This is a genomic window from Seohaeicola nanhaiensis, assembly GCF_042654245.1.
In the GTDB taxonomy this organism is placed as follows: domain Bacteria; phylum Pseudomonadota; class Alphaproteobacteria; order Rhodobacterales; family Rhodobacteraceae; genus Seohaeicola_A; species Seohaeicola_A nanhaiensis.
Map to the genome: position 1 here is coordinate 176,713 of NZ_JBHSGI010000002.1, position 22,129 is coordinate 198,841.

Genomic DNA, 22,129 nt, shown 5'->3' on the forward strand with positions numbered 1-22,129 from the left:
CAGGACTCCTCATCGGTTGATGCCCTAATAACCCATTTCTCGCAGGGTGGCCAGAATTTTCTGGCCACATGGCCCAAACTGAGGTAGAACGGCGTCAGTCACCGGTGAGAAACACACGCAGGGGACATTCCTAGGGGGCCGCGTTTCTCGTCCTTTTGCGGCCCCCAACCATTCGAGAGGACCACTCAATGCAAAACCATCTGAACGCCGTGAAACAGGCTCGCATCAACGCTCAGGGCATCGTGTTCGAAAGCGCGAAAGTCGGCTACCCCATGTGGGCAGCGCGCGATGGAGTCATCTGGTATCTGAAGAACCTCGCTCGGCTGCCCGTCCCCGATGACATTCTCGCCTTTGCCAGCGAGGGTCAGGTGAGCGACGAAGACGTTACCGATTGGGACGCGCCGAACGGCGGGCTTGAATTGGTGCGCGTGTAACACAGGGACAACATCGCATAACTGACCTATCTTGCTGGGCTTCAGAAGCAAGTCTAGATTTCAATCTAGCGCCGACACAACCACGCGTTCTGACAAGTTATCAACTGGGAGCGCCGTGGCAGTGCTTGTACTTCTTTCTAGAGCCACAGAAGCAGCCCGCATTACGCCGCCCCACGCCAGCCGGTAAAATGTTCTCCTTCACAAATTTCGGAATGTAATACTCCCAGAGCGAAGATTTATGCTCATCAAATATTAGATGTGTTGCGACAACCTTATCAAAGGCGTGTGTTAGAAGCGGGCCAATATTGTCGTTGCCAATCTCAAGAACTCGTAGACTTCCCTTTGCTCTTTCGTAAGCGTCTTCTGGCCGCAAGAATAAGCGCACATATCTCCTTAAGATCAGCCCCGCGGTATTGATTTCCACAGGCGAAATATTGTCTTCCTCATCATCCCAAACCACATAGTAAGGGGGGTTAAGTGCAAAGTAGGGCTCTGTCTTTGTTGGCAAAGAGCCTAATGGTGCGGGCGCAAAATCAGACATATCTTGCTTGTATAAAACAACTGCATTTAGTTCGCTAGAAAGCGCAAAATTGTGCTCCGGCCCAAATCTCAACCATTCGCCTTTGGTCGACATACTTATCAGACCCTTATCTTTGTGGCTGAAATCGAGGCTGCTCTCTGACGAGGAAATTCTCCATGGACCAAAGTACATTAGGATTTTGCTGAACGTAATTCGAGTTGGAAGATCGAATGACATTCTGATTTCGAGCGATCCGTCGCTTGAGAGGATTTTCCAATTTTGGCCGGTCGTTTCGATATCGAATGATGACGAGCTAAACAGAATTTCATTGTCTTTAATTCGGAGAAACACATTGCCGACTTTGTCTTGAGCTACAAAGGTCAGCAGAGGCGGTAGCCCTGCTTCATCCGGAGGCTTGACGCCCAATATTGTCTCGTCGTCTGTACGGAGAGCGACGGTCCCGGCTGTGAATATCAGCTTCGATAAAATGATCTCAGGGGGGTGATCGAGTCTGATTGGATAGTGCGCTCCTGCAGTGCTTTTAGCGAATGGCGAACGCCAAAATTCCCGTAACTGGGCGTTTGTCAGGAGGCCTTTCTTCTTTTCTTCATGGTGGGTAGGGCAAAGCAAGATGATGCCCTTTGCTTCATGCGACTCTGCATACTTGAATTCGGGATCGAAGTGATCGTAGTGATACAATGCAGCTCCGCAAATGGCGCATCCGAAGCCGCATTGCCGCCTGACTTCAAGCGTGACACTGTCCGGAATATGCCGGGATAATCCTTGTGCGTTCTTAGCCAGCTGTGGCTCCTTAACTTGCTTTCGGATCTTCTTGCAATAATCGAAGACCTACAGAGCAGAACTATTGCGAGGTCAACCCCTGGGACAACCACTGCGATTTGACCATAGCTCGGGTTGATTTGGGAAGGCTTTTTGCCTCTACCTCTTCCTCGCGCCGTTCCAGCTTGGCGTTGACCAGATTGCGAACGGCAACGGCGTAGACCACGCAGTCGAGGCTTTCCGCCCGCCGCCCAGGTATCCTCTCCCAATGCCGCACCGGAGCGCCCTTGACGTAGCGCACCAAGACCCGCTCGCTGGCGAGTTCTTCGTAGAACCGGCCTTCCAGCCCGTCGCTGAAGCGAACGCTGCGGCCCCGCTTCAGGCGGTTGGCAAGCTGAGCCTTGACCGAATCCACGCCCACTATGAAAAGGCGGCTGCCGCGTGTGTCGCTGGCGCGGATCACGGGCCGGTTTCCGGCGGCCCCCTTCACCGCGACGATGCGTCGGGCCAAGCGCGGGCGGCAGAAACCGATCACACGGTCCATTGTGGCCCCGTCACCCGCGTCCACGGCGGCGGCGTCCACCCGCAAGAAGCCGCCCTTGGGGTGCTTCCAGATGGTCCGCAGGGCCTCGTCCAGTTCGGCCCACACATCATCGCCCATCGGGTCGCCCCAAATGACGGTCTGCGCCAGCACGAAGATGTCATCGCGGCCCCAGCCCAGAAAGACCACCTCCAGCCGGTCCCGCTGCACGTCGATTCCGGCGGTGACAAAGAGCACATCCGCCGGGATCGCATCCGGCAGACCGAAAGGTTCGGCGCGGGCCGCCAGTTCGACTTCATCAAGTTCCTCTGCCTCCTCGCGCCAACCTTGAGCAAGGATCGTGTTGACGAAGACCTGCAATGTGTCCGGGGCCTTCTTTGCCTCCACGAACTCTGCCGCCAGCTTGCCCCACGAGGCGTTCGCCAGCGTAGAGACCAGCGCATTGAGCCGGAAGCCCGCGTGCCCCTCTGCGGCAAGAACTGAGGCCCGCCAACGGCCATTGGCCACCATCTCCGCTTTGTGCCGCTCGTCCACAACAGAGCCGCAAGCAGGGCACACATAGGCGGCCTTCAGCGGCTCGCCTTCCGGCCATGTGATATCGCCCCACAGGATTTCGTGATGGTGGCCGCAATCGGGGCACGGAACCTCATAAACGCGCTGGTCGGATCGGGCATAGGCCCGCAGCACGTTGCTGGTGGCCTCCAAGGTCGGGGTGCTGCCGAGGATGATCTTGCGATTTGCGAAGCTAAGGGTGCGGCGTTCGGCCAACGTGATCGGGCTGCCCTCTATTCCGGCCTCCATAGCGTCGGCTTCGTCGATCAGCAGGATTCGGACGTTGTGGCGGCGGAGGTTCCGGGGCGACTTGGCCGCGATGATCTTCAGCGAACCGCCGGGAAAGCGACGGCTGAGCAGCGTGGAGCGCCCGGCCTCGTCGGCATCGGCGGAGATTAGGCCCCGCAGCGCTGGGGTGGCCTCAAAGATCGGTTCGAGGTCGGAGACGGTGTAATCGCGGCAGTCTGCTTCGGTCGGCAGCAGGGCGAGGATCGGCGCGGGTTCGTTCGCCACATAGCTGGCCAGCGCACCGGTCAGCAGCGTCGTGAAGCCCACCCGGACGGGCTTGACCAGTGTCACCCGTTCGATGGTCGGGTCGCTGATCGCGTCCGCAATCTCGCGCTGATAGGGCCAGAGAGTCACCCGGCCCGGCATGGCTGAGACTCCCTCCGGCAGTCGCATGTGGGCTTCGATCCAGTCGGACAGAGCGAGGCGCGGCGGCGGGGTCAGGGCCTTCAGCGCACGGATTCGGGTTTCTGCAAGCGCGTCAGTCATTGGCCAGTTCCTCCAAGGCGTCCCGGACTTCCCGGTCGATCTCGGCCACGTCATGCGGGCTGAGGTGGCCCAGCCGCTGCGCAACCCGTGACGGCAGCGCCAGCATCGCGGCCCGGACGCCGCGCAGGACGGCGGCCCATTCCCGTTCCACCTCTACTGCGGCGATCAGGTCGCCGCGCGCCTTGGCGTTGGCGGTCTCGGCCTTCTCGGCGTTGGCCTTCGCCAGCCGCAGCTTCTCGGAGGCCAGTTCCGCGTCAACCTGCTTGCCCTTGGCAAGCGAACGGGCGTGCTCGCAATAGGCGAGGATCGCCGGTCGAAGCGGATAGCGGGTGCCGTCGATCCGGGGCAGCACGCCATCGCGCCCAAGCGCGTGGACCCGGTTCGGGGTCAGCCCCAGCCAGTCGGCTAGTTCCGACGCTGACAAGGGCTCCCCAACAAGGGGATCGGCCAGCATCGCGTCTATGTCCGCCAGTGTCGTCATCGCACGGTTCCTCTCAGGGGGCTTTCCCCGTGAGGGGGATTTCCCTCAGGAGGTTTTTCCAAAACAGAATTTTTCTCACGGGGGGAAGAGTCGGGGCTCAGCGCCCCCCGCATCACAGAGTCCCCAGAGGGACCCTTTGCATCCCCGCCACGGGGATCAGCAGTTCCCCAGCATAATGGAACTGATACTCTCAGGTCCGGGGCATGGCCGGACCGGACAGCCGGACAGGGCCTAAAGGCCCCTGTCCTGTCCGTCCGGTTTCCGGGCCACCTTTGCCCAGCCGGACGGACACAGGACGAAACCCGGACGGTCCGGTCTTGTCCGGTCCCCTCAAACATCGTCATCCCCCAGCAGGGCTTCAGGGGAATCCCCCATGGTGAATTTGCCCTCGCGGAACACCAGCACATTCTTGCGGGTCAGTTCCTCTACGGCTCGCTTGAAGGTGCGCCGTCGCCCGTCACGGTCGTCGGCTGCGGAAACTCTGCGACCTTCAATCGCCCGGTCGCGCCAGATGGATTCTCCCACAGGGGCACCGTCACCGATTTCACAGAACACGGTCAGCGCGGCATTTGCGCTGGGGGACAGCTTCACTTCGCGGCTGCCAGCGTCGGCGCTGTCCGCTTCCCGGCAGAGCGCCGTTGTGATGGTGTCGCCGTCTTCGTCCTCCCCCAGCGGGATCGTCGCCACGGTGAAGGCCAGTTTCTCGTCGGTGCTGCCGTTGCGGTTCTTGGTCAGCTTGCCGGTGACGGCCCCGTCTTCCCGCTTCAGGAAGAGGTTCACGTCCAGCGCACCGTTCAGGATGGAATGGCCTCGGGGCAGCCCGTTCGCGCCGTCCTTGGTATCGTGATGGATCAACAGGACCGCCGCGCCCCAGCGGGTCAGGTGACGCGCCACAGCCACCACGCGGCCCATGCTCTTGGCGTCGTTCTCTTCCAGTCCGGGAAAGGCAATGGCCACGGTATCAATGACGATCAGCGCGGGCTGGTGGCGCTTGATCGCCTTCACCAGTTCCTTCAGGTCGGGGCTGCCCTTGGTCAACAGGTCGGACACGCCCGTGACCAGCTTGAAGCCGTCCGCTTCGCCATGCTCTTCGCGCAGCGCCCGGACGCGAGCGCGCATCCCCAGCGCGTCTTCGGCGGCGACATAGAAGACGCCACCCTGCCGGGTGCGCCGCCCGAACGCCGGTTTGCCCTGTGCCACCTTGAAGGCCAGGTATGGGGCCAGCAGCGACTTGCCTGCGCCGGGTGCGCCCACAATGGTGCCCACGTCGCCTTCGGCCAGCAGCCCCTTGATGATGTAAGCCCGCGACGGCAGGTCTTCGCAATCGGACGGGGACAGGAAGGTCAGGCGGGACTCGGTCTGATCGTCGCCGAAGACGATCCGGTCCAGTTCCTCTAGCGCGGCCCGCGCCGATCCGGCTACCAGTTCTTCAGGCGTCCAGCACTCGTCCAGCAGTTCGAGGTCTTCAGCGAGGCGGCGTTCATGGGCGGCGGCATTGTGCCAGCCGTGCTTGTAGGCTTCGCGTAGGATCGTGGCTGCGGTGCGGCCCTCACCGCCGAACGAGTCCCAAGCGGCTTCGGTCTTGTCGAAGTCGTATTTGCGGTGCTGGTCGCACCAGTTGTGGAATGCTTCGCGCCCCTCTTCATCGCCGTCCGTCTCGTGGTGCAGCGCCATGCCGATATGCAGCCACCAGTCGCGGCCATCATCATCGGGATTGGTGCCGTCATTCGGGATTGCCATGAGCGCGTCCACCACTTCAGCGAAGGGCAGCCCGGTCTTCTCGCCGGTGCTCTTCTTTCGCTCGCGCGGCGGCGGCTTCAGCCTTTTGGGCCACTCCGGCAGATCGCCCAGCGATCCGCTGAGCTGGCCATAGACGCCGCTGCCATTGACTGCGCCGGGGGCCACCACAAAGCCGCCTTCGGCCCGCACGTCAACGCCATCGCCGATCTTACCAGTGGTGGAACGCAGGCCGGGCGAGTGTCGGAAGTAGATGTGCCGCCCGCCAGTCGGCGTGTCGAGTGAAGGCCCTGCGAACCCGTCAGGATCGTGGCCCATTGCACGCAGCGTGGCGAAGCCGTCCTTGCCGTCTTTGCGGTCGAGGTCGAGCACGGCAATGCCAGAGCGGGGGCCAGTGACAATTCCCGGAAGCGCATGGGCGAACTGCTTCCACCAGCGACGAACTTGGGCCGGGTCGGTGGTGGCCTTCGATTGCCATCCCTCAATGCACGGCTTTTTTACGGGGGCCTTGCCGGGCCGTTCGACAATCTCGGCAGGAATGACGGGGACGCCCGCCTTCGCCAACGCCAGTGCTGCTTCCAAATTGGCGTCTTGTGCTGCCTTGTTGTTTGGGGTATCCAGATACCGCTTCATCTGCCCGTCCTCGCTCTGGTGGGTGTCGTGTTCATCGAAGGCTTCCCTCCTTTGATGTCCTCGTCCTTCGCCCTCTGCCGCTGGTCCCGGCAGGGGGCGATCTCATTTCTGGTCAGGAGAGAAATTGCCTTTGTCGCGGGATTCTCCGCGCAATCCGGTGGGACAAAAATCCCGAAAAACATAATGAAACTATGGGAAAGCTGACTGTCCCACTTTTCACTAAGCCATTGAAAAGGAAAATTTGTTGAAGCCCCCTACGGGCTGCCACATCTCCCCGAAATGTTTTCTGCGAATTTTCTCTGGGGAAAACATCGTTTAAGATGAATCCCCCAAGAAACCATGCGTTCGGGAAGTGCCCGTATGTATCAGCCCGGTGCTGGCATCAAATGCTGCCATCGGCCATTTACGCGATACCAACAGGTGACGCATCCCATTGGTCGACGCAACAGTGCGGAGCCAGAAGGTGATCTCTTCCGGCGCGTTGGCAAAGGCGGCGAAAAACCCCGGTATCGGTATCCGCTTCCTTGCGGGCTCCCGCTGGGGAACGACGTGGACGATATCTTTGCCGCGCGGCGCGACAAAACCACACGGCGCCCGGATTTGTCGAACTCCCGCTCTCCGGCACCGGTCAGACACCGTTGGCAGGGCGAGCCCTTCGCGCCCTCCCCTGCGCCAATGTCACACCCGCCAGGTCGCTATGAAAGGACGAGTTCGGGACTTTCTTCCGCATCCTGCCCGGTTGTATCCGACACGACGAAAAGGGCATCGACCACGCAAACGCTGCCCTTGCCCGGGGTTATCAGCACAGGGTTGAGGTCGCACCCGCCGATCAAGTCGCCGAGATCCGCCGCCAGGCGCGACAGGCGGACCAGCAGGTCGGCATAGCCAGAAAGATCGGTTTTCGGCAAAAGGTCTCGGTATCCGGCCAGCATTTTGCCGAGGCGCGTGGACCCGATCATCCGTTCGGCGTCTGATAGGGACAGTGGCGCAAGACCGACCGCACGATCTGCCTCGATCTCAACCCTGACGCCGCCCGTTCCCGTCACGATCATGGAACCGAAAGGCGCCGCAGCGGCAAAGCCGGCCACCGCCTCTTCACCAGAAAGCTGCGCCTGCATCTCGAACCCATCTATGACGGCCTTGGGCGCTTTTGCGGCAACGTTGCGACGGATCGCGGCAATTGCCTGTTTCAAAGCGCCCTCGTCCCGCACGTCCAACATCACTCCACCGACGTCCGAACGATGCGCGATATCGCCCGAGGCCACCTTGACCACCATTGGAAACCCGATCAGAGCCGATTTTGCCAGGGCATCGGCTTCGTCTTTCGCAACACAGGCAGGAACGGTTGGTATGCCGTAGGCCTTGAGAAGCCGGAAGGCGAGATCGGCGGGCAGCGCTCCGGTATGGCTTTCAATTTCCCGCCGCAAGGCGGCGAGATCGTCGGTGCCGGGCGTCTGATCGACGCGGGCCCGGGCCCATCGACCCGGTGCCCCGTCAAGCGAGTTTGCAAGACACCGCACAGCCGCCAGACCGGCGCGCAACCCGCGCACGATCGGGACACCCGCACGATCGAACTCGGCGCGGATCCGCGGAGCGATTTCCTCGCTGGTCGGCGAGATGACGACAACCGGTTTCTTGACGCTTGCACCGATGGCGGCATAGCCGGGAATGTGCAGCATGTAGTTTTCAAGCGTCGCCGGGTTGAGACTGCTCTGGCAATCCTGCAGCAGCGCCATGACGCTGACGTTGTCGTCCTCGACTGCCGCTCTCAACGCGTCTTCGGATTTTCGTTCTTCCTTGGAGACGACCGCTCCTATGTCGATCGGATTCCCGCCGGAGGTGCCCGGCAGGAACTGGCTGACAGCCCTCTGGGTTGCGGGCGTGAAGCGCGAAACCTCCAGGCCGACTTCTTCCGCCACATCACAGGCCAGCGCCGTCTGCCCGCCAGAGATGCCGGCAATGGCGGCGCCTCCGCGATTGATGACCGGTCGCGCCAGATTGAAGCACTCCAGCGCAGCGACCAGTTCATCGTAGTCATGAACCAGCGCGATCCCACAGTCGGCGAAATACCGGTCATAGGCGTCACGAGGTGAGATCAGCGCGCCGGTATGGGCGCGCGTCGCGGCAGACCCGATTTCAGAGGCGCCGACTTTCAGCGCAACCAGGGGCTTGCCTGCATCCCACATCTTCTGCGCGGCAAATGCGAATGCCACCGGATCCTTGACGGATTCCATGACCACCCCGACCACATCGGTTTCGGCGTCGTCGGCACACCAGGCAACGTAATCGGCCGCGCTGAGTTGAAACTCGCTGCCGACCGTGACGACCTTCGACAGACCCACCGTGATCGTGTTCATGACGGAAATCGCCGCGGAACCTGATTGGGCGATCAGCGACACCCTGCCCGGTTTGATGCGAAGGGATGGCCGAGAGGGGTACAAAGGCGCGCGGCCGCAAAAGTCTATCAGGCCCATGCAATTCGGACCGTGGACATGCAGACGGCTGGTTTCGCCGAAGGCACGGATCGCCTTTTCCTCCACGGCGGTGAAGCCGTTGGCGAAAACGTTTGCCGAGGCGATGCCATGCGCCTCCATCTCCTGCAGGGCGGCAAGCACACCTGAGGCGGGGATCGCAACGATGACCGTGTCGGTGTCACACGGCAGCTCGGAAATGGATTTTACGGTCGGCAGGCCGTCGATCTCCGGCGCCGTAGGATGAACGGGGAGGATCTCGCCCTGCCAATTCCAGTCCTTCAGATTGGCAATGACCACGTTGCCTTGCGATACCTTCTTGGCAGACGCACCGATAACGGCGACCTTGCGTGGCTTGATCAGGGGGGAGACATCCCGGAACATGTTCGTCCTCGTTGAGAAATTGAATGTGGCGGGCGCTGACGCGCCCGTCACGATGGTGGTGAAACAAGCCTGCGCTACTTCTGCTGGTCCTTCGGGATCCAAACTTCCTGCCAGTTGGGATGGGTGTTGTACGAGAAGTCGAATTGCTTCTCGAGGCCCATCAGCCGGGTCGAGGCGGCTTCGAACAGGCGTACGTTGGTCAGGGTGATCTCGTTGATGTCCTCGGCAACCTTGGCCGCATAGGCCGCATAGGGCGCCTGCTGCTGGCCCTCCGGCGCGGCGGCTGCCGCGTCGATCAGCTTGTCGAGCTCGGGATTGCAGTAGCCGGTGGGATTGACGAAAGGCACGCCGCCCTCGGTACAGCGATAGCTGCGGTCGATGCCAAGCACCGGGTTCGTCCGTCCGGTCAGCGAAATCACCGAGGCGTCGAATTCGTGCTGCTTGTAGACCTTGTCGATCCAGATCTGCGCATCCAGCCCGGAAAGCGACGTGTCCACACCGACCTCTTTCCACATCGCCGCGACAACGCGGGAAATCGCATCATAGGGCGGCTTTGCGACATAGGTGATTTCGGCGCTGAAGCGTTTGCCGTCCTTCATCGGATAGCCGGCCTCGTCCAGCAGCTTGCCCGCCGCAACCGGGTCGTAGGGGTAGAGCCTGTTATAGTCGATCGAGCCGTCGTGCAACGCCTTGAACTGCACCGGGATCGCGTTGACCGCCTTGTTGGCGAGGCCCTGATAGGCGTCCTTCACCACGCGGTCACGGTCGATCGCCATAAACAGGGCCGCGCGCACCTTCTGGTTGTCGAAAGGCGCCTTGCGCATGTTGAAATCGACGACCGCGCGCTCGGGCGCGTTGTTGATGATCTCGATCACCTTGAAGGCGCCATTCTTCGAGGCCGCCTCGGCCGCCGGCACCTGGGTCGCATTCAGCTTGACCCAATCGATTTCGCCGCTGGTCAGCGCGTTCAGCTGTTGCTGGGCGTCGGGGATCAGCGCGAAGATCACCGAGTCGATATACGGTTTGCCCTCTTCCCAATAATGGGGATTACGCTCGAAGGTAATCGCACGGCCGGTGTCCCAGTTCACGAACCGGAAAGGGCCGAGCCCAACCGGCGCGCGGTTGGCGTCGTTCGCGGTGACGTCCGTGCCCTCGTAGATGTGCTTTGGCATCAGCGGGAAGACCTCCTTGTCGAAGAGGTCGAGGATCGCCGTCAGCGGCTTCTTCAGCTTTACGACGAATGTCGTGTCATCCGGCGCCGAAACGCTTTCGATCAGCGGCATCGACTTGGCGATATAGGTGTTCAACGCGCCGAAGGCTTCCAGCGTAAACGCGACGTCGGCGGCGGTGAAGGGCTCGCCGTCGGACCATTTCACGCCACTGCGGATCTTGAAGGTATAGGTCAGGTTATCGTCGCTGACCGACCAGCTTTCGGCCAGACGCGGAATGCGGTTGCCCTTGCCGTCATAGGTCATCAACCCGTCGGCCCAGACGTCGGCGATTACGAGCGACCCGGTAATCGAGGTCAGCTGGGTGTTCAGGTTGGTGATGGTCGAACCGTCGACTCCGGGAACGACGGTGCCGCCAGTCACGGGTGTATCCCCTGCCGCGAGGGCGGACACGGCACACCCCGCCGTCAGCGCCAGCGAGAGCCCCGCAGCGCGCGCCGTGCGGCGCATTTTGGTCCACAGGGGCTGAGGCCCCTTCGTCCGGGTATCGAGATACATGTGTCAGTCTCCTTGGTTGGAAAGAGTGCCGGCCTCCGGGCATTGGAGGGTCAGGCGGAACCGGGAAGCTTTTGCCTCTTCTCGTTTTTGAGGTTGGCACCCGCTTGTGCGGACGCGTGCATGTGACAGGCCACCAGCGCGTCAGACGGGCCGGCGGGCTCTAGCCGCGGCTTGACGCTGGAACAGATTTCTGCGGCCAGGGGACAGCGGTCGCGGAACTGGCAGCCCTGCGGTGCGAGCGGCGTCAAGGTTTCCGCCAGCGGCACGTGATCGGGCACCTCGCGTCTCCGACGCGGATCGAACGACAGTCGGGCATCCAGCAGGAGCTGTGTATAGGGATGTGCCGGCGCGCTCAGAATATCGCGACCGACCTCCACAACAGAACCGCGATACATGACAGCGATCCGGTCCGCGATGGATTGCACCGCGTTCAGGTCATGGCTGATCAGAACAAACCCGACATTCCGTTCGCGGCTCAGGTCGCGCATCAGGTCAAGAATCTGGGCTTGGATCGACACATCTAGCGCCGACAGTGGTTCGTCGGCGACAATCAGACTCGGCGCCAGCATCATCGCGCGGGCGATTGCGACACGTTGCTGTTGTCCTCCCGAAAGCTGGTGCGGGTAGCGCAGGAGAATGTCCGGGGCCGGATGCAGACCGACGGCCTCCAGCTGCGCGATCAGGAATGCGTCGAGCCCTTCCTTCGGCTTCAGCTCATGCCGCCGCGCAACATAGGAGAGCGACTGGCGCACGCGCATCCGCGGGTTCAGCGACGAGGCGGGATCCTGAAACACTGCCTGCACGTCGCAGCGGTATTCATGCCGCCGCGCGCGCGAAACCGCCGCCAGATCGTCCCCGCGATAGAGCGCCTGACCGAAAGTGGGCTTTTCGAGCTGCAGCATGACTTTTGCAAGTGTGCTCTTGCCCGAGCCGGATTCCCCGACAATGGCCAGGATCTCGCCTTCCCTCACTTCGATGTCGACACCATCGACCGCGTTGAAGTGAACCTTGCGCCAGCCAGACCTGTGACGGTCGGCATAGGTGCGCACGACATTGCGAAGCGATATGATCGGCGGGGTCATGGGGCAGCTCTCTGGGCGCCCGACGAGGCGACTTGCAGATGGCGGGTGCTGAGGCGGATGAGCTCTGCCGAATAGGGATGCTGCGGTGCCTCGAATACGTCGATGACGGCGCCGCTTTCGACCACCTTGCCGCCGCGCATCACGTAAACGCGATCGCAAAGCTCGGCGATAACGCCCAGATCGTGGGTGATGATGGCAATTGCCATCCCGTGGCTCTTGTGCAGGCGACGCAGCGTGTCGAGGACCTGCCGCTGCACCGTCGCATCCAGCGAGGTTGTCGGCTCGTCCGCGAAGAGCAGGGCCGGTTCGCTTGCCAGCGCTATGGCGATCATGACGCGCTGGCGCATTCCTCCGGACAGTTCGTGCGGATAGCTGCGTGCAACCTGCCGGGGTTTCGGCAAGCCGACCTCATGCAAGAGCGCATGAACCCGGTTGTCATCAGGATCGTCCAGCGCCTCGGCAATTTGCCGCCCGACCTTTTGGGTCGGATTGAGATACCCCAGAGGATCCTGAAAGATCATCGAGAACCCGTTCCGCCGGCGCAGGCTCCGCATCGCCTTCGGGGACACATTGATCAGGTCCTGGTCGCGAAATCTGACCGAGCCGCTCAGCTCCGCAATTCCCACATTCGGCATGAGCTGTATGATGGCCCGAGCCAGCGTGCTCTTGCCCGAACCGGACTCCCCGACAATGCCGACGACCTCGCCCGGAGCGACCGAGAAATCTACCCCGTCAACCGCCCGGACGATCTTGCCATCGACCGAAAGGTGAACCTTCAGATCGCGCACGTCCAGCAGCGCATCGGACGTCCGGCCCTCGATGTTTGTCATCGCTGCAGTCCTCCCTTGCGTCCGCGCGTTCTGGGATCGACCACTTCGTTCAGCCCATCGGCGAAGAGGTTGAGGCCGGCAACGGCAAGACAGATCGCGGCACCGGGAAACACGCTCATCCACCACGCGACGGTCATATAGCTTTGCGCGTCATAGAGAAGTTGGCCCCAGCTCACGACATTCGGGTCGGACAGCCCCAGGAAACCGAGGCCGGCCTCGATCAGAATCGCGACGGAGGCATCCAGCGCGACCTGAACGATCACCGGCTGGATCGCGTTCGGCAGCAGTTCGCGCAGCATGATATGGGCCGCCGACATGTCGGCCACGCGGGCGGCGTCGACAAAGCTCATGTTGCGCAGCCGCAGATACTGGCCGTAAACCAGCCGCGCCTCGATCGGCCAGATGGCCAGAATGACAGCCGTTATCAATAGCCAGAAGCTGGAACCGAAGAAGGCGACCGTGAACAGCACCAGGATGATGACCGGCAGGGTCTGAAACAGCTCGGCGATCCGCATCAGAACGGTGTCGACGATCCCGCCGAAGTAGCCGGCCAGCATCCCGACCGTCCCGCCCAGCAGCAAGGCGCCCAGCGCCGCCCCCAGGCCGATGGTCAGAGAGGTCTGAGTGCCATAGATCACCAGGCTGAAGATGTCGCGGCCGATACTGTCGGTGCCCATCGGGTGGGTCCAGGACGGCGGCGCCAGGCTGGTCGGCGTCAGGGATTGCGGATCATAGGGCGCGATGACCGGCGCCAGAAGCGCGATTGCCACCATGATGAGCAGAATTGCGCCGCCCGTAGCCCCATGACGCGTGCCGGCAATGGCCCGCAGCGTGTCCCAGATACCCCGCAGAGCGTCGGACAGTCGGCTTGGCGCCTTGCGCGGCGCTCGCGTTCCCGCAGTGTCGGTCATGCCCGGCTCCGGATACGCGGATCAAGAAGTGCATAGAGCACGTCGACGATCAGGTTGATGAGAATGATGGCGATGGCCGCAAAGATCACGACGGCAACGACGGTCATGTTGTCCCGCATCCGGACCGCCTGAACGAAGAGCAGGCCAAGTCCAGGCCAGGCGAAGACCGTCTCCAGCAGCACCGCTCCGCCAAGCGCCGTGCCGAAGGCATAGCCGGCGATGGTGACAAGCGGCAGGGATGAGTTGCGCAGCACGTGCTTGCGGATGATGCCGTTGCGGGACAGGCCCTTGGCACGGGCCGTCATGATATAACCCTGGGACAGCGTATCCATGACACTGGCGCGCATGATGCGGGCAAAGCGCGTCCCCTCGTGAACCGCGAAGGCCAGCGCGGGCAGCGCGATATAGTGGACACGTTCCAGGAACCAGTCAAATCCTTGGGCCCGAGAAATCATCGGCTGCATCCCCTGCGTGGGAAACCAGCCAAGCTTGACCGAAAGACCCAGGACCAGGATCTGGCCCAGCCAGAAGCTCGGGATCGCGTAAACCAGAAGCGACGCGGTTGTAACCAGATGATCCGTCCGCCGGTTCGGGGTCGTGCCGGAAATCAATCCGATCAGGATGCCAACCGGAATGGCGAAGGCGAAGCCGGTGAGCGTAAGCAGGATGGTGCGCGGCGCATGGGTCAGGATAAGGTCGAGAACCGGCCGCTGGAACTGATAGGAATAGCCAAAGTCCCCCTGCACGAGATTGCTGAAATAGCTCAGCAGGCGCGTCAGAAAGGGATCGTCGAGATGATATTGCTTGGTGATCGCCTCGCGAAAGGCGGGAGACACGGGATAGTCCCCCACCATTGCTTGCACCGGGTCACCGGGGATCAGCTGCAACATCAGCAATATGAGCGCGATGATGGCGACCAGCAAGGGGATCGCGTGCATCAATCTCATCATTATGAAGCGCGCCATGTCCCCGCCCTACGCGATCCTGAAAAACTGCGCGGCGTTGGTGTAAAGCCACTTCTCGATGACCTTCTCCTTGAGCGGGAGCTGCTGATAGGCCTCGATCAGTTTCTCGAAGGGCTGATCGAAGAGATAGCGTGACAACCCCACCATCACCTTGTCCTGCAGCAGGGTGTTTCCGAACTGCAGGAACATCTCCCAACCGGATCCGGCTTGTCCGAAATACCGTGGATGGTGCGCGGCCGTGTCGACGTAAAGGTTCGGATGGCGGCGCAGAAGACCGACCATGTCGTTGATCCAGGGCCACCCGGCCAGACCGGCGACGATCCTCAGCTCGGGGAAATCGATTGCAACCTGATCGATGTGGCGCGGATGACCAAGATCGTAGGGGCGGTCGTTGGCATAGTTCATCGCCGTGTAGATGCGCACGGGCACGTCCAGCTCGACGCATTTGGCGTAAAGCGGATAATACCGGCGGTCGCCACAGGGCAGGAGGTTGTAGAGCGACGAAACGCGAAGGCCGCCAACGCCGTCTTCCTTTACCAGACGCTCCAGTTCCCGCGAGGCCCGCATCCCGTCCATCGGATCGAGAGCGGCGAAAGTGATGAACCGGCCGGGGTATTTCCGCTGGATATTTCCGAGTTCGGAATTCTTGGCCCCGACGAGATAGCCCTTGGCGATGCCAGCGCTATCCATATCTGCGATCAGCTTTTCCATGCCCCCGTCATCTTTGGGCGCATCCGGTTCAGCAGCCGCCGAAGCGCGGTTGGAGGCCTTCTGGAAGACGCGCGAGTAGTTCTCGAAACCATAGCCTTCCGGGCGCGGCAGGGATGACGGGTTCGGCGTGCCCGGGCGGCCGTGGCTTACATCGGCATTGTTCTCATCCCGCATGCTGCGCGGGATGCTGACTTCAAGATCGATTACGCGGGTCATTTTTCCTCCGTGTCGCCAACGTCCAGAGATTGCTGACGTGCGACTTGTCAGAAGTAATGACTCGCATTTCATTTGTGTCAACTTATTTGTTGATTTTGTTTGTTTTGTCCGATATTCGGACATTCAGTCGGCAACAAGAACAATCCAAAGCGAGAACCAACTTGGAAAAAGATGAGCGAGATCCAGACTTTGCGACAACTCTGGCAAAGGGCTTGACGATTTTGTCAGCCTTCAGACCAAGTCGCCTCCGCATGTCGAACGCCGAACTCGCCGAGATCGCAGGAATCACCCGCCCGACTGCCGCGCGCCTCACCTATACCCTGGCCAAGATGGGCTACCTGAAGGCCGAGAAGTCGAAATACCGGCTCGGCTGGCGTGTGGTGTCGCTCGGGCTGCCTCTGATTTCGAGCTTGCGCTTCCTTCAGCTCGCCAAACCCTCCGTCGACCGCCTGGCGCAGGACGTGGGCGGCACTGTGTCGATCGGCGTTATCGACAGCACCAACTTCATGTATCTCGAGACCGCACGCGCGAACGAGAATATCTGGAGTTCGCCTGACGTCGGCACCGTCGGCCCTCTTTTGCGGGCGACGGTCGGTCATGCCCTTTGCTCCTTGCTGACGGACGACGAGCTTGAACAAAAGATCGATGCCATCCGCCGCAAGACACCGGACGACTGGACTGCGCACGGTGGCGCCTTCCTGAAAGGCATCGAAGATTGCCGACAGACCGGGGCATCGATCATAAAGGGCGATTGGGTTCCGGAAACCAATTCGGTTGGTGCCGCTCTGTTCCGCAACGCGGATGGTGAAGCTTTCGCGATCAACTGTCGGGTTCCGATCCACCGTCTGAGACCCGGACAGTTCGAAGAGGAAGTTGTGCCGCGCCTGAAGTCACTGGCCAGCGCTATTCGGGCGCATGCCGCCCATGCGAAAGAAGACCGGCTGATCAAGTGACGCCGGTCAATACCGCGCGCCCAGATATCGCAGCGCGCGGGGCTTGTTCGCACGCCGCTGCTCCAAACGCCGCCCAATGCGCGGCCGCACCGTGCGCGCGGTTTCGGTCCCCGGCTTTGAAAGGACCGCCTCCCATGTAATGGCCGATTTGTCATTGCGGCAAACCGCGCAGGCGCGCATATGGGGACTGTTGCCAGCGTTCCCAGCTTCGGGCCCGGACGAAGCCAGCCCCCACCCCCAAATGGAGACTGGCCCATGCAGATGATCCACGCACAGATTCATGACGTGACCCCGGCAGAGGTTCTGCCCACCTTCACAGAATTCGCCGAGATACTCGAGATCGACCTCGAACGCGATGACGACGGCCTGGCGCTGTCGGTGTCGGGCGGACGGATCGGGATGCGCGCGGCGCCCGGCGGGCTTGCGCTGCGCCTCGAGGCCGATACTGACCGCCGGCTCTACCTCCTGCAACAGATGGTGATGAACCGGCTGGACCGGCTGACCCCCGTCCCGCGGCTGGACTGGGAACGGGTGGATGCTGGCGCCCTACCGCCCAACCTGTCCATCGCCACGGTGGAAGACATGCGCCGCATAAGCCCGAATTTCACGCGAGTCCGCGTCTCCTTCGAGGACGTGGCGCGATATGCCGAGGACGGGTTGCACTTCCGCCTGCTGATCTCCGCGCTCCCGCCAGACCGAGCGCGCGGCGGTTCGGTCGTGCAATGGCCGCATATCGACGCGCGCGGCCGCACCCGCTGGCCCGAGGGTGACGCCGCCCTGCATCGTCCGGTCTACACCGTCCGCGACGTGGACCCGGCCGCCGGCTGGATGGACTTCGACGTCTTCCTTCATGACGGCGGCCGGGTCAGCGCCTGGACCGAACGTGCCCGGCCGGGGGACAGGATCGGCCTGATGGGTCCCACCACGCTCAAGCGCGACATGCCCGGCTGGGTGGCGCTCTGCGGGGACGAGACCGCCCTGCCCGCCATTGCCCTCTATCTGCGCAGCCTGCCCGAAGGCACGCATGGCCATGCGCTGATATCTTGCGCCGATCCCGCCGACCGACAGGCGCTGATTGTGCCGCCCGGCGTGACACTCGACTGGATTGACGGAACTCCCGGAGCGCTGGTCGCGGCACTCAAGGCCCTGCCCCTGCCACCCGACAACCGCTTTGTCTATTTTGGCGCCGAACGCTCGGATGCAGACGAGGCGCGCAAATGGCTCCGCGAGGTCAATGGCCTGAGCCGGGCCGAGGCCAATGTGACCGCCTTCTGGTCGCATGGCGATGAAGAAACGATCAGCTGATCAAATTTAGTTGACAAGTTCTGTCGGGAATGATGTATCCCCGACAGAGCTTTTTGCCATTTCGGCGAAAACCCGCCGCCAGCGGACCCGCCAGCGCATCCCCACAATTCGGAGTATTCTCATGCGCTTGCACACCAAGCGGCGTGCGTCGCTGCTTGCGACGACCGCCTTCTGCCTGTTCACCCCCCATGCGCCCGCCTTCGCACAGGACGTGGGCGAAAAGCCGGGTTTCCTCGGGTCCATCACCCTTCTGGCCGACCGGCTTGGCAAGGCGCTGACCGACGTGCAGGGTCATATCTCGGTCATAGACGGCGAAGAGATAGAAGAGCGCAACGTCCAGTCACTCGAAGACCTGACGCGCTACACACCTGGCGTGACACCTTTGCGGCAGGTCTCGGGCGCCGATCCCTTCGGCGGTCAGACCGGCGTCCAGATCCGCGGCGTCTCGGGCAACCGTGTGCAGATGACTGTTGACGGCGGCCGCATTCCCGAGCGGATCATCGACGGGTCGCGCGACTACCTGGATTTCAACTTCGTCAAACAGGCGGATGTCGTTCGCGGCCCCGCCTCGGTGCTCTGGGGCGCCGACGCGCTCGGTGGTGTCGTCGCGCTCGAGACGATCGACCCCGAGGACCTTCTGAAGGGCCGCGCACGCGGTGGGCAAATGCGTCTCAGCTATGGCGAGGTCACCGATTCCACCAAAGCGGCCGCGGCATACGCGTGGCAACTTGGCGATGGCGTTTCGCTGCTCATCGCGCGGGCCCGCACCATCGACCACGAACTGTCGCTGTCCAACGCCGATCCCAATGGCGGCCCCTGGCCCTGCACGCGTCCGGTCGCCTATGGCTCGGTCACTTGCGGCGAGTTCAATCCGCTGGACCGCACGACCGACCGCACGCTGATGAAACTGGTCTGGGACATCAACGACCAGCACCGCCTCAAGTTTTCCTTCGACCGCACCGACCGGCTGAGCGAAGTCGAGAACACCACCAACCACTCGGATACCGTCATCGCCAACCCTCGCGTGCGCGACATCGCCCGCACCCGCTATGCGCTGGACTACGAAGGCCAGTTCCAGGGCGCCATCGATGAGGTCAAGGCGACGCTGGGCTGGAGCCCCTCGGGATACGAACAACACGCACTCAGCATCGCGCAAAGCGGCGGCAACCGCACCGAAACGCATGATTACACCAGCTTCTCCGAGGATTTCCTCGAACTCGATATACAGGCCACATCGCGCTTTTCCATCGGCGGCGCCGATCACGTCCTGACCTTCGGCTTCGACGGCGATCGGACAGAAACAACCTATGACCGCAAGCGCCGCGTGGTCGACATGAACGCCGGCACCGACGTCTGGAGCGTGCCGACCAGCTGGAACTTCGCCGACGGCGTCACCCGCCGCGCCGACCTTTTCATTCAGGATCAGATCTCGCTTCTGGGCGGCCGTCTGGAAATCACGCCCGGCCTGCGCTTCGCCACCTATCAGATGGATCCCCGCTTCAATGGATCGGTCGTCGCCCTGCCCGGCTACTCACTCGAAACCAAAAAAGAGGAGAAATTGCTCTCCTCTCTCGGCGCGACCTGGCATTTCGATGAATCCCATTCGGTGTGGATGCACTATGGCGAAGGCTTCAAGATGCCGACCTTCCAGCAGCTCTACACCTCGTCCGGTTCGGCCAGCTTCGGACTGGTCCCGGCCCCCTGGCTGGTGCCGGAATCGGTCAAAAGCATCGAAATCGGATTCCGCGGCGAATACGGCCGGGGTTTCTGGGCCGTGACCGCCTTCCGCGCGGATTACGACAACTTCATCGAGAGCTTCTGGAACATCCCCGGCACCTCTGACTACAGCTATCGTAACCTGTCCTCGGTCAAGACCTCGGGGATCGAGATCGAAACCGCATGGATGTTGCGCGACGATCTCCGTTTCACCGGCTCGCTGGCCTGGATGGAAGGCGACCAGCGCGCAGAGCCGGGCGACCCCAAAACCCGGACGCTGCTCCCGCCGCTGACAGCGGTGCTGGGTCTCAGCTACACCGTCCCGGGCGCCGATCTGGTTCTCGATGCCACCGCAACCCTGGCCGACGCAACGAAACCCACATCCAACACGAATTTCGCCCCTCCCGGCTTTGGCATCCTCGACCTCGGCGCCAGCTGGACCGTGGCCGAAAACGCCGTGCTGAATGTCCGCGTGAACAACGTCTTTGACAAGAAATACTATAACTACGCCGCCGCCGGATACGACATCGTGCCCAGCTCCAGCGTCGCCAATACCGTACCGCTGGAATTGCAAACTGGTGTCGGGCGCAGCGTAACCGTCTCTCTGGACTATAAGTTCTGAGATGCTTACCGGACTTCTGGGCAGGATCTGGCGTCTTGCCCGCATCGCTGCAGCGGGCCGCGCCGGGCGGCGTGGCCTCCTCCTTTATGCCGTGATCCTGGGCCTGCAATTTCTGGGCATCTGGGTCACCCTTCAGCTCATCTCCTGGAACAAGGTCTTCTACGACGCCCTGGAAACCATGGACGCCGCCGCGGCCGCCCGGCAGATCACGATCTTTTTCGCCATCATCGCGGTCTCGGTGGCGGCCAACCTGGCCAGCGAATGGCTAAAGGGAATCCTGCTGATGGTCTGGCGCACGCAGTTGACAGATCACGCGCTGGCCCTCTGGGTCGACGGGCGCGCCTACTGGCATCTGCGCGAGGGGTTTTCCCCCGAACCGGTCGACAATCCCGATCAGCGCGTCGCCGAGGATTGTCGCAACTTCACACAGGCACTGATCCGCGAGACCTTGGACTTGATCACCTCATCGGTAGCGCTCTTCTCCTATGTCGCGCTGCTTTGGACGCTTGCGACCTTCACCTTGACCTTCACGGTCTTCGGGTTCGACATCAGCCTGCCACGCTACATGTTCTGGGCCGCCTTCCTATACGTCGCCCTGGCCAGCTCGATCACCCATCTTCTAGGCCGCCCCTTGAAATCACGCCTTTTCGCGCAGGAAAAGCGCGAGGCCGACTTCCGCCACGCCCTGGTCCGGCTGCGGGAAGATGCCGAGACCGTGGCCCGCGCGGGCGCGGAGGCGGCAGAGCGGCGACGGCTCGCCGCTCTGTTCGGCGCGCTGCGCCTAAACTGGCGCCGGGTCATCAACCAGAGACTCATCCTTGGCCTCTTCACCAGACCCTACCAGCAAACAGTATTACGCATCCCCAGCTTCCTGGCCGTCCCGGCGTATTTCGCGGGGGCTGTCACGCTCGGCGGCATGATGCAGCTGGCCAGCGCCTTCTCGAACGTTACAACGACGCTCAGCTGGTTCATTTTCAGCTATCGCGATCTCGCCGAATTCGCCGCCGTGACCGACCGCCTGCATGGCCTGTTCCATGCCGCCGCTGCGCCAAGGCCCAATCGCGGCACGCCTAGGGCCATCTCCCGGCGTCCTTCCCCGGATGGGTCTCTCAGGCTGTCGGCGCTGAACCTCTTCAAGCCCGATGGCACTGCGCTGCGCCCGCTGCCCGATATCGTGGCATTACCAGGCGAGCGCATTTGGCTGTCCGGTCCATCCGGGCAGGGCAAGTCGACGCTGCTTGCCGCGTTATCCGGGCTCTGGCCCTATGGGACGGGTCAGATTGAGGCCCCAAGCGGCACCTGGCTGTTCCTGCCTCAGGGCAGCGGATTGATGGCAGAAGGCCTCGCTGCCAGCCTTACCTGCCCGGCACCGCCCGACGATGTATCGCGCGCGGATCTCTGTGCCCTGCTCCACCGGGTGGGATTGGGTCAGCACACTGCAAGGCTCGACGCTCCGCCCGCACTATCGATTGCGGGTCTGTCGCAGGGCGAGCGGCAACGTATCGCCATCGCCAGAGCCCTTCTGGCGCGGCCGGATGTACTTTTGATGGACGAGCCAACGTCGGCGCTCGACCCGGACAGTGAGCGCGCGCTTCTGACACTGATCCGGCAAGACTTGCCCGACACGATCGTCCTCTGCGTCTCGCACCGGCCTCCGGAGGGCCTCGACGCAACGCGGGAAATTCGCCTTTCAGCGCCACATCTGGCCAAAGCGCCGGAACATGACGGAGGCATCCGGACAGCACGTCAGGCCTGAAGACGCCCGCGCGACCGGCCATTCTTCC

At 62.2% G+C, this 22,129-nt stretch carries 16 protein-coding genes; 5 read left to right on the forward strand and 11 right to left on the reverse strand.

What is annotated here, in order from left to right:
• The first annotated feature begins 188 nt into the window (after nt 1-188).
• Nucleotides 189-434, forward strand: coding sequence for a hypothetical protein (locus tag ACFO5X_RS01045; protein WP_380715059.1), 246 nt, complete (start codon nt 189-191; stop codon nt 432-434).
• A gap of 100 nt (nt 435-534) precedes the next feature.
• Here the strand turns inward: ACFO5X_RS01045 and ACFO5X_RS01050 are convergent, their stop codons facing one another.
• The 11 genes from ACFO5X_RS01050 to ACFO5X_RS01100 form a co-directional block, all read right to left on the reverse strand.
• Nucleotides 535-1,653, reverse strand: a complete 1,119-nt coding sequence (locus tag ACFO5X_RS01050; RefSeq protein WP_380715061.1) for an SEC-C domain-containing protein — start codon at nt 1,651-1,653, stop codon at nt 535-537.
• 163 nt (nt 1,654-1,816) lie between these two features.
• Nucleotides 1,817-3,601 (reverse strand): phage terminase large subunit family protein, encoded by a 1,785-nt coding sequence (locus ACFO5X_RS01055; RefSeq protein ID WP_380715063.1) that lies wholly within the window; start codon nt 3,599-3,601, stop codon nt 1,817-1,819.
• Nucleotides 3,594-4,082 carry a DNA packaging protein gene (locus ACFO5X_RS01060; protein WP_380715064.1) on the reverse strand — a complete coding sequence of 163 codons (489 nt, stop codon included), beginning with the start codon at nt 4,080-4,082 and terminating at the stop codon, nt 3,594-3,596. Before ACFO5X_RS01060 ends, ACFO5X_RS01055 begins: the two co-directional genes overlap by 8 nt.
• Nucleotides 4,083-4,412: 330 nt before the next feature.
• Complete coding sequence (locus ACFO5X_RS01065) at nt 4,413-6,452, reverse strand: AAA family ATPase (RefSeq protein ID WP_380715065.1); 2,040 nt, start codon at nt 6,450-6,452, stop codon at nt 4,413-4,415.
• 695 nt (nt 6,453-7,147) lie between these two features.
• The gene (locus ACFO5X_RS01070) at nt 7,148-9,307 is read right to left on the reverse strand and encodes an acetate--CoA ligase family protein (protein ID WP_380715066.1); all 2,160 of its coding nucleotides are present in this window, start codon (nt 9,305-9,307) and stop codon (nt 7,148-7,150) included.
• Nucleotides 9,308-9,381: 74 nt separating this feature from the next.
• A complete protein-coding gene (locus ACFO5X_RS01075) occupies nt 9,382-11,034 on the reverse strand; it encodes an ABC transporter substrate-binding protein (protein ID WP_380715068.1) in 1,653 nt (550 codons plus the stop codon).
• 50 nt (nt 11,035-11,084) lie between these two features.
• Nucleotides 11,085-12,116, reverse strand: coding sequence for an ABC transporter ATP-binding protein (locus ACFO5X_RS01080; protein ID WP_380715070.1), 1,032 nt, complete (start codon nt 12,114-12,116; stop codon nt 11,085-11,087).
• Nucleotides 12,113-12,946 carry an ABC transporter ATP-binding protein gene (locus ACFO5X_RS01085; protein WP_380715072.1) on the reverse strand — a complete coding sequence of 278 codons (834 nt, stop codon included), beginning with the start codon at nt 12,944-12,946 and terminating at the stop codon, nt 12,113-12,115. The genes ACFO5X_RS01080 and ACFO5X_RS01085 overlap by 4 nt, the downstream gene beginning before the upstream one ends.
• Nucleotides 12,943-13,857, reverse strand: coding sequence for an ABC transporter permease (locus ACFO5X_RS01090; RefSeq protein ID WP_380715074.1), 915 nt, complete (start codon nt 13,855-13,857; stop codon nt 12,943-12,945). The genes ACFO5X_RS01085 and ACFO5X_RS01090 overlap by 4 nt, the downstream gene beginning before the upstream one ends.
• Nucleotides 13,854-14,822: an ABC transporter permease gene (locus ACFO5X_RS01095; RefSeq protein ID WP_380715076.1), complete on the reverse strand. Its 969-nt coding sequence runs from the start codon at nt 14,820-14,822 to the stop codon at nt 13,854-13,856. The genes ACFO5X_RS01090 and ACFO5X_RS01095 overlap by 4 nt, the downstream gene beginning before the upstream one ends.
• A gap of 9 nt (nt 14,823-14,831) precedes the next feature.
• Entirely contained in the window at nt 14,832-15,749 is a 918-nt protein-coding gene (locus tag ACFO5X_RS01100; protein ID WP_380715078.1) for an amidohydrolase family protein, read from the reverse strand.
• A gap of 56 nt (nt 15,750-15,805) precedes the next feature.
• Between ACFO5X_RS01100 and ACFO5X_RS01105 the strand changes: the two genes are divergently transcribed.
• The 4 genes from ACFO5X_RS01105 to ACFO5X_RS01120 all read left to right on the forward strand — a co-directional run bounded on the left by ACFO5X_RS01105 (nt 15,806) and on the right by ACFO5X_RS01120 (nt 22,101).
• Nucleotides 15,806-16,702 (forward strand): IclR family transcriptional regulator, encoded by an 897-nt coding sequence (locus ACFO5X_RS01105; RefSeq protein ID WP_380715080.1) that lies wholly within the window; start codon nt 15,806-15,808, stop codon nt 16,700-16,702.
• A 255-nt stretch (nt 16,703-16,957) separates the two neighbouring features.
• Nucleotides 16,958-18,007 carry an SIP domain-containing protein gene (locus ACFO5X_RS01110; protein WP_380715082.1) on the forward strand — a complete coding sequence of 350 codons (1,050 nt, stop codon included), beginning with the start codon at nt 16,958-16,960 and terminating at the stop codon, nt 18,005-18,007.
• A gap of 121 nt (nt 18,008-18,128) precedes the next feature.
• Entirely contained in the window at nt 18,129-20,345 is a 2,217-nt protein-coding gene (locus tag ACFO5X_RS01115; protein ID WP_380715084.1) for a TonB-dependent hemoglobin/transferrin/lactoferrin family receptor, read from the forward strand.
• Between the two features lies 1 nt (nt 20,346).
• Nucleotides 20,347-22,101: an ABC transporter ATP-binding protein/permease gene (locus tag ACFO5X_RS01120; protein WP_380715085.1), complete on the forward strand. Its 1,755-nt coding sequence runs from the start codon at nt 20,347-20,349 to the stop codon at nt 22,099-22,101.
• Nucleotides 22,102-22,129 lie beyond the last annotated feature (28 nt).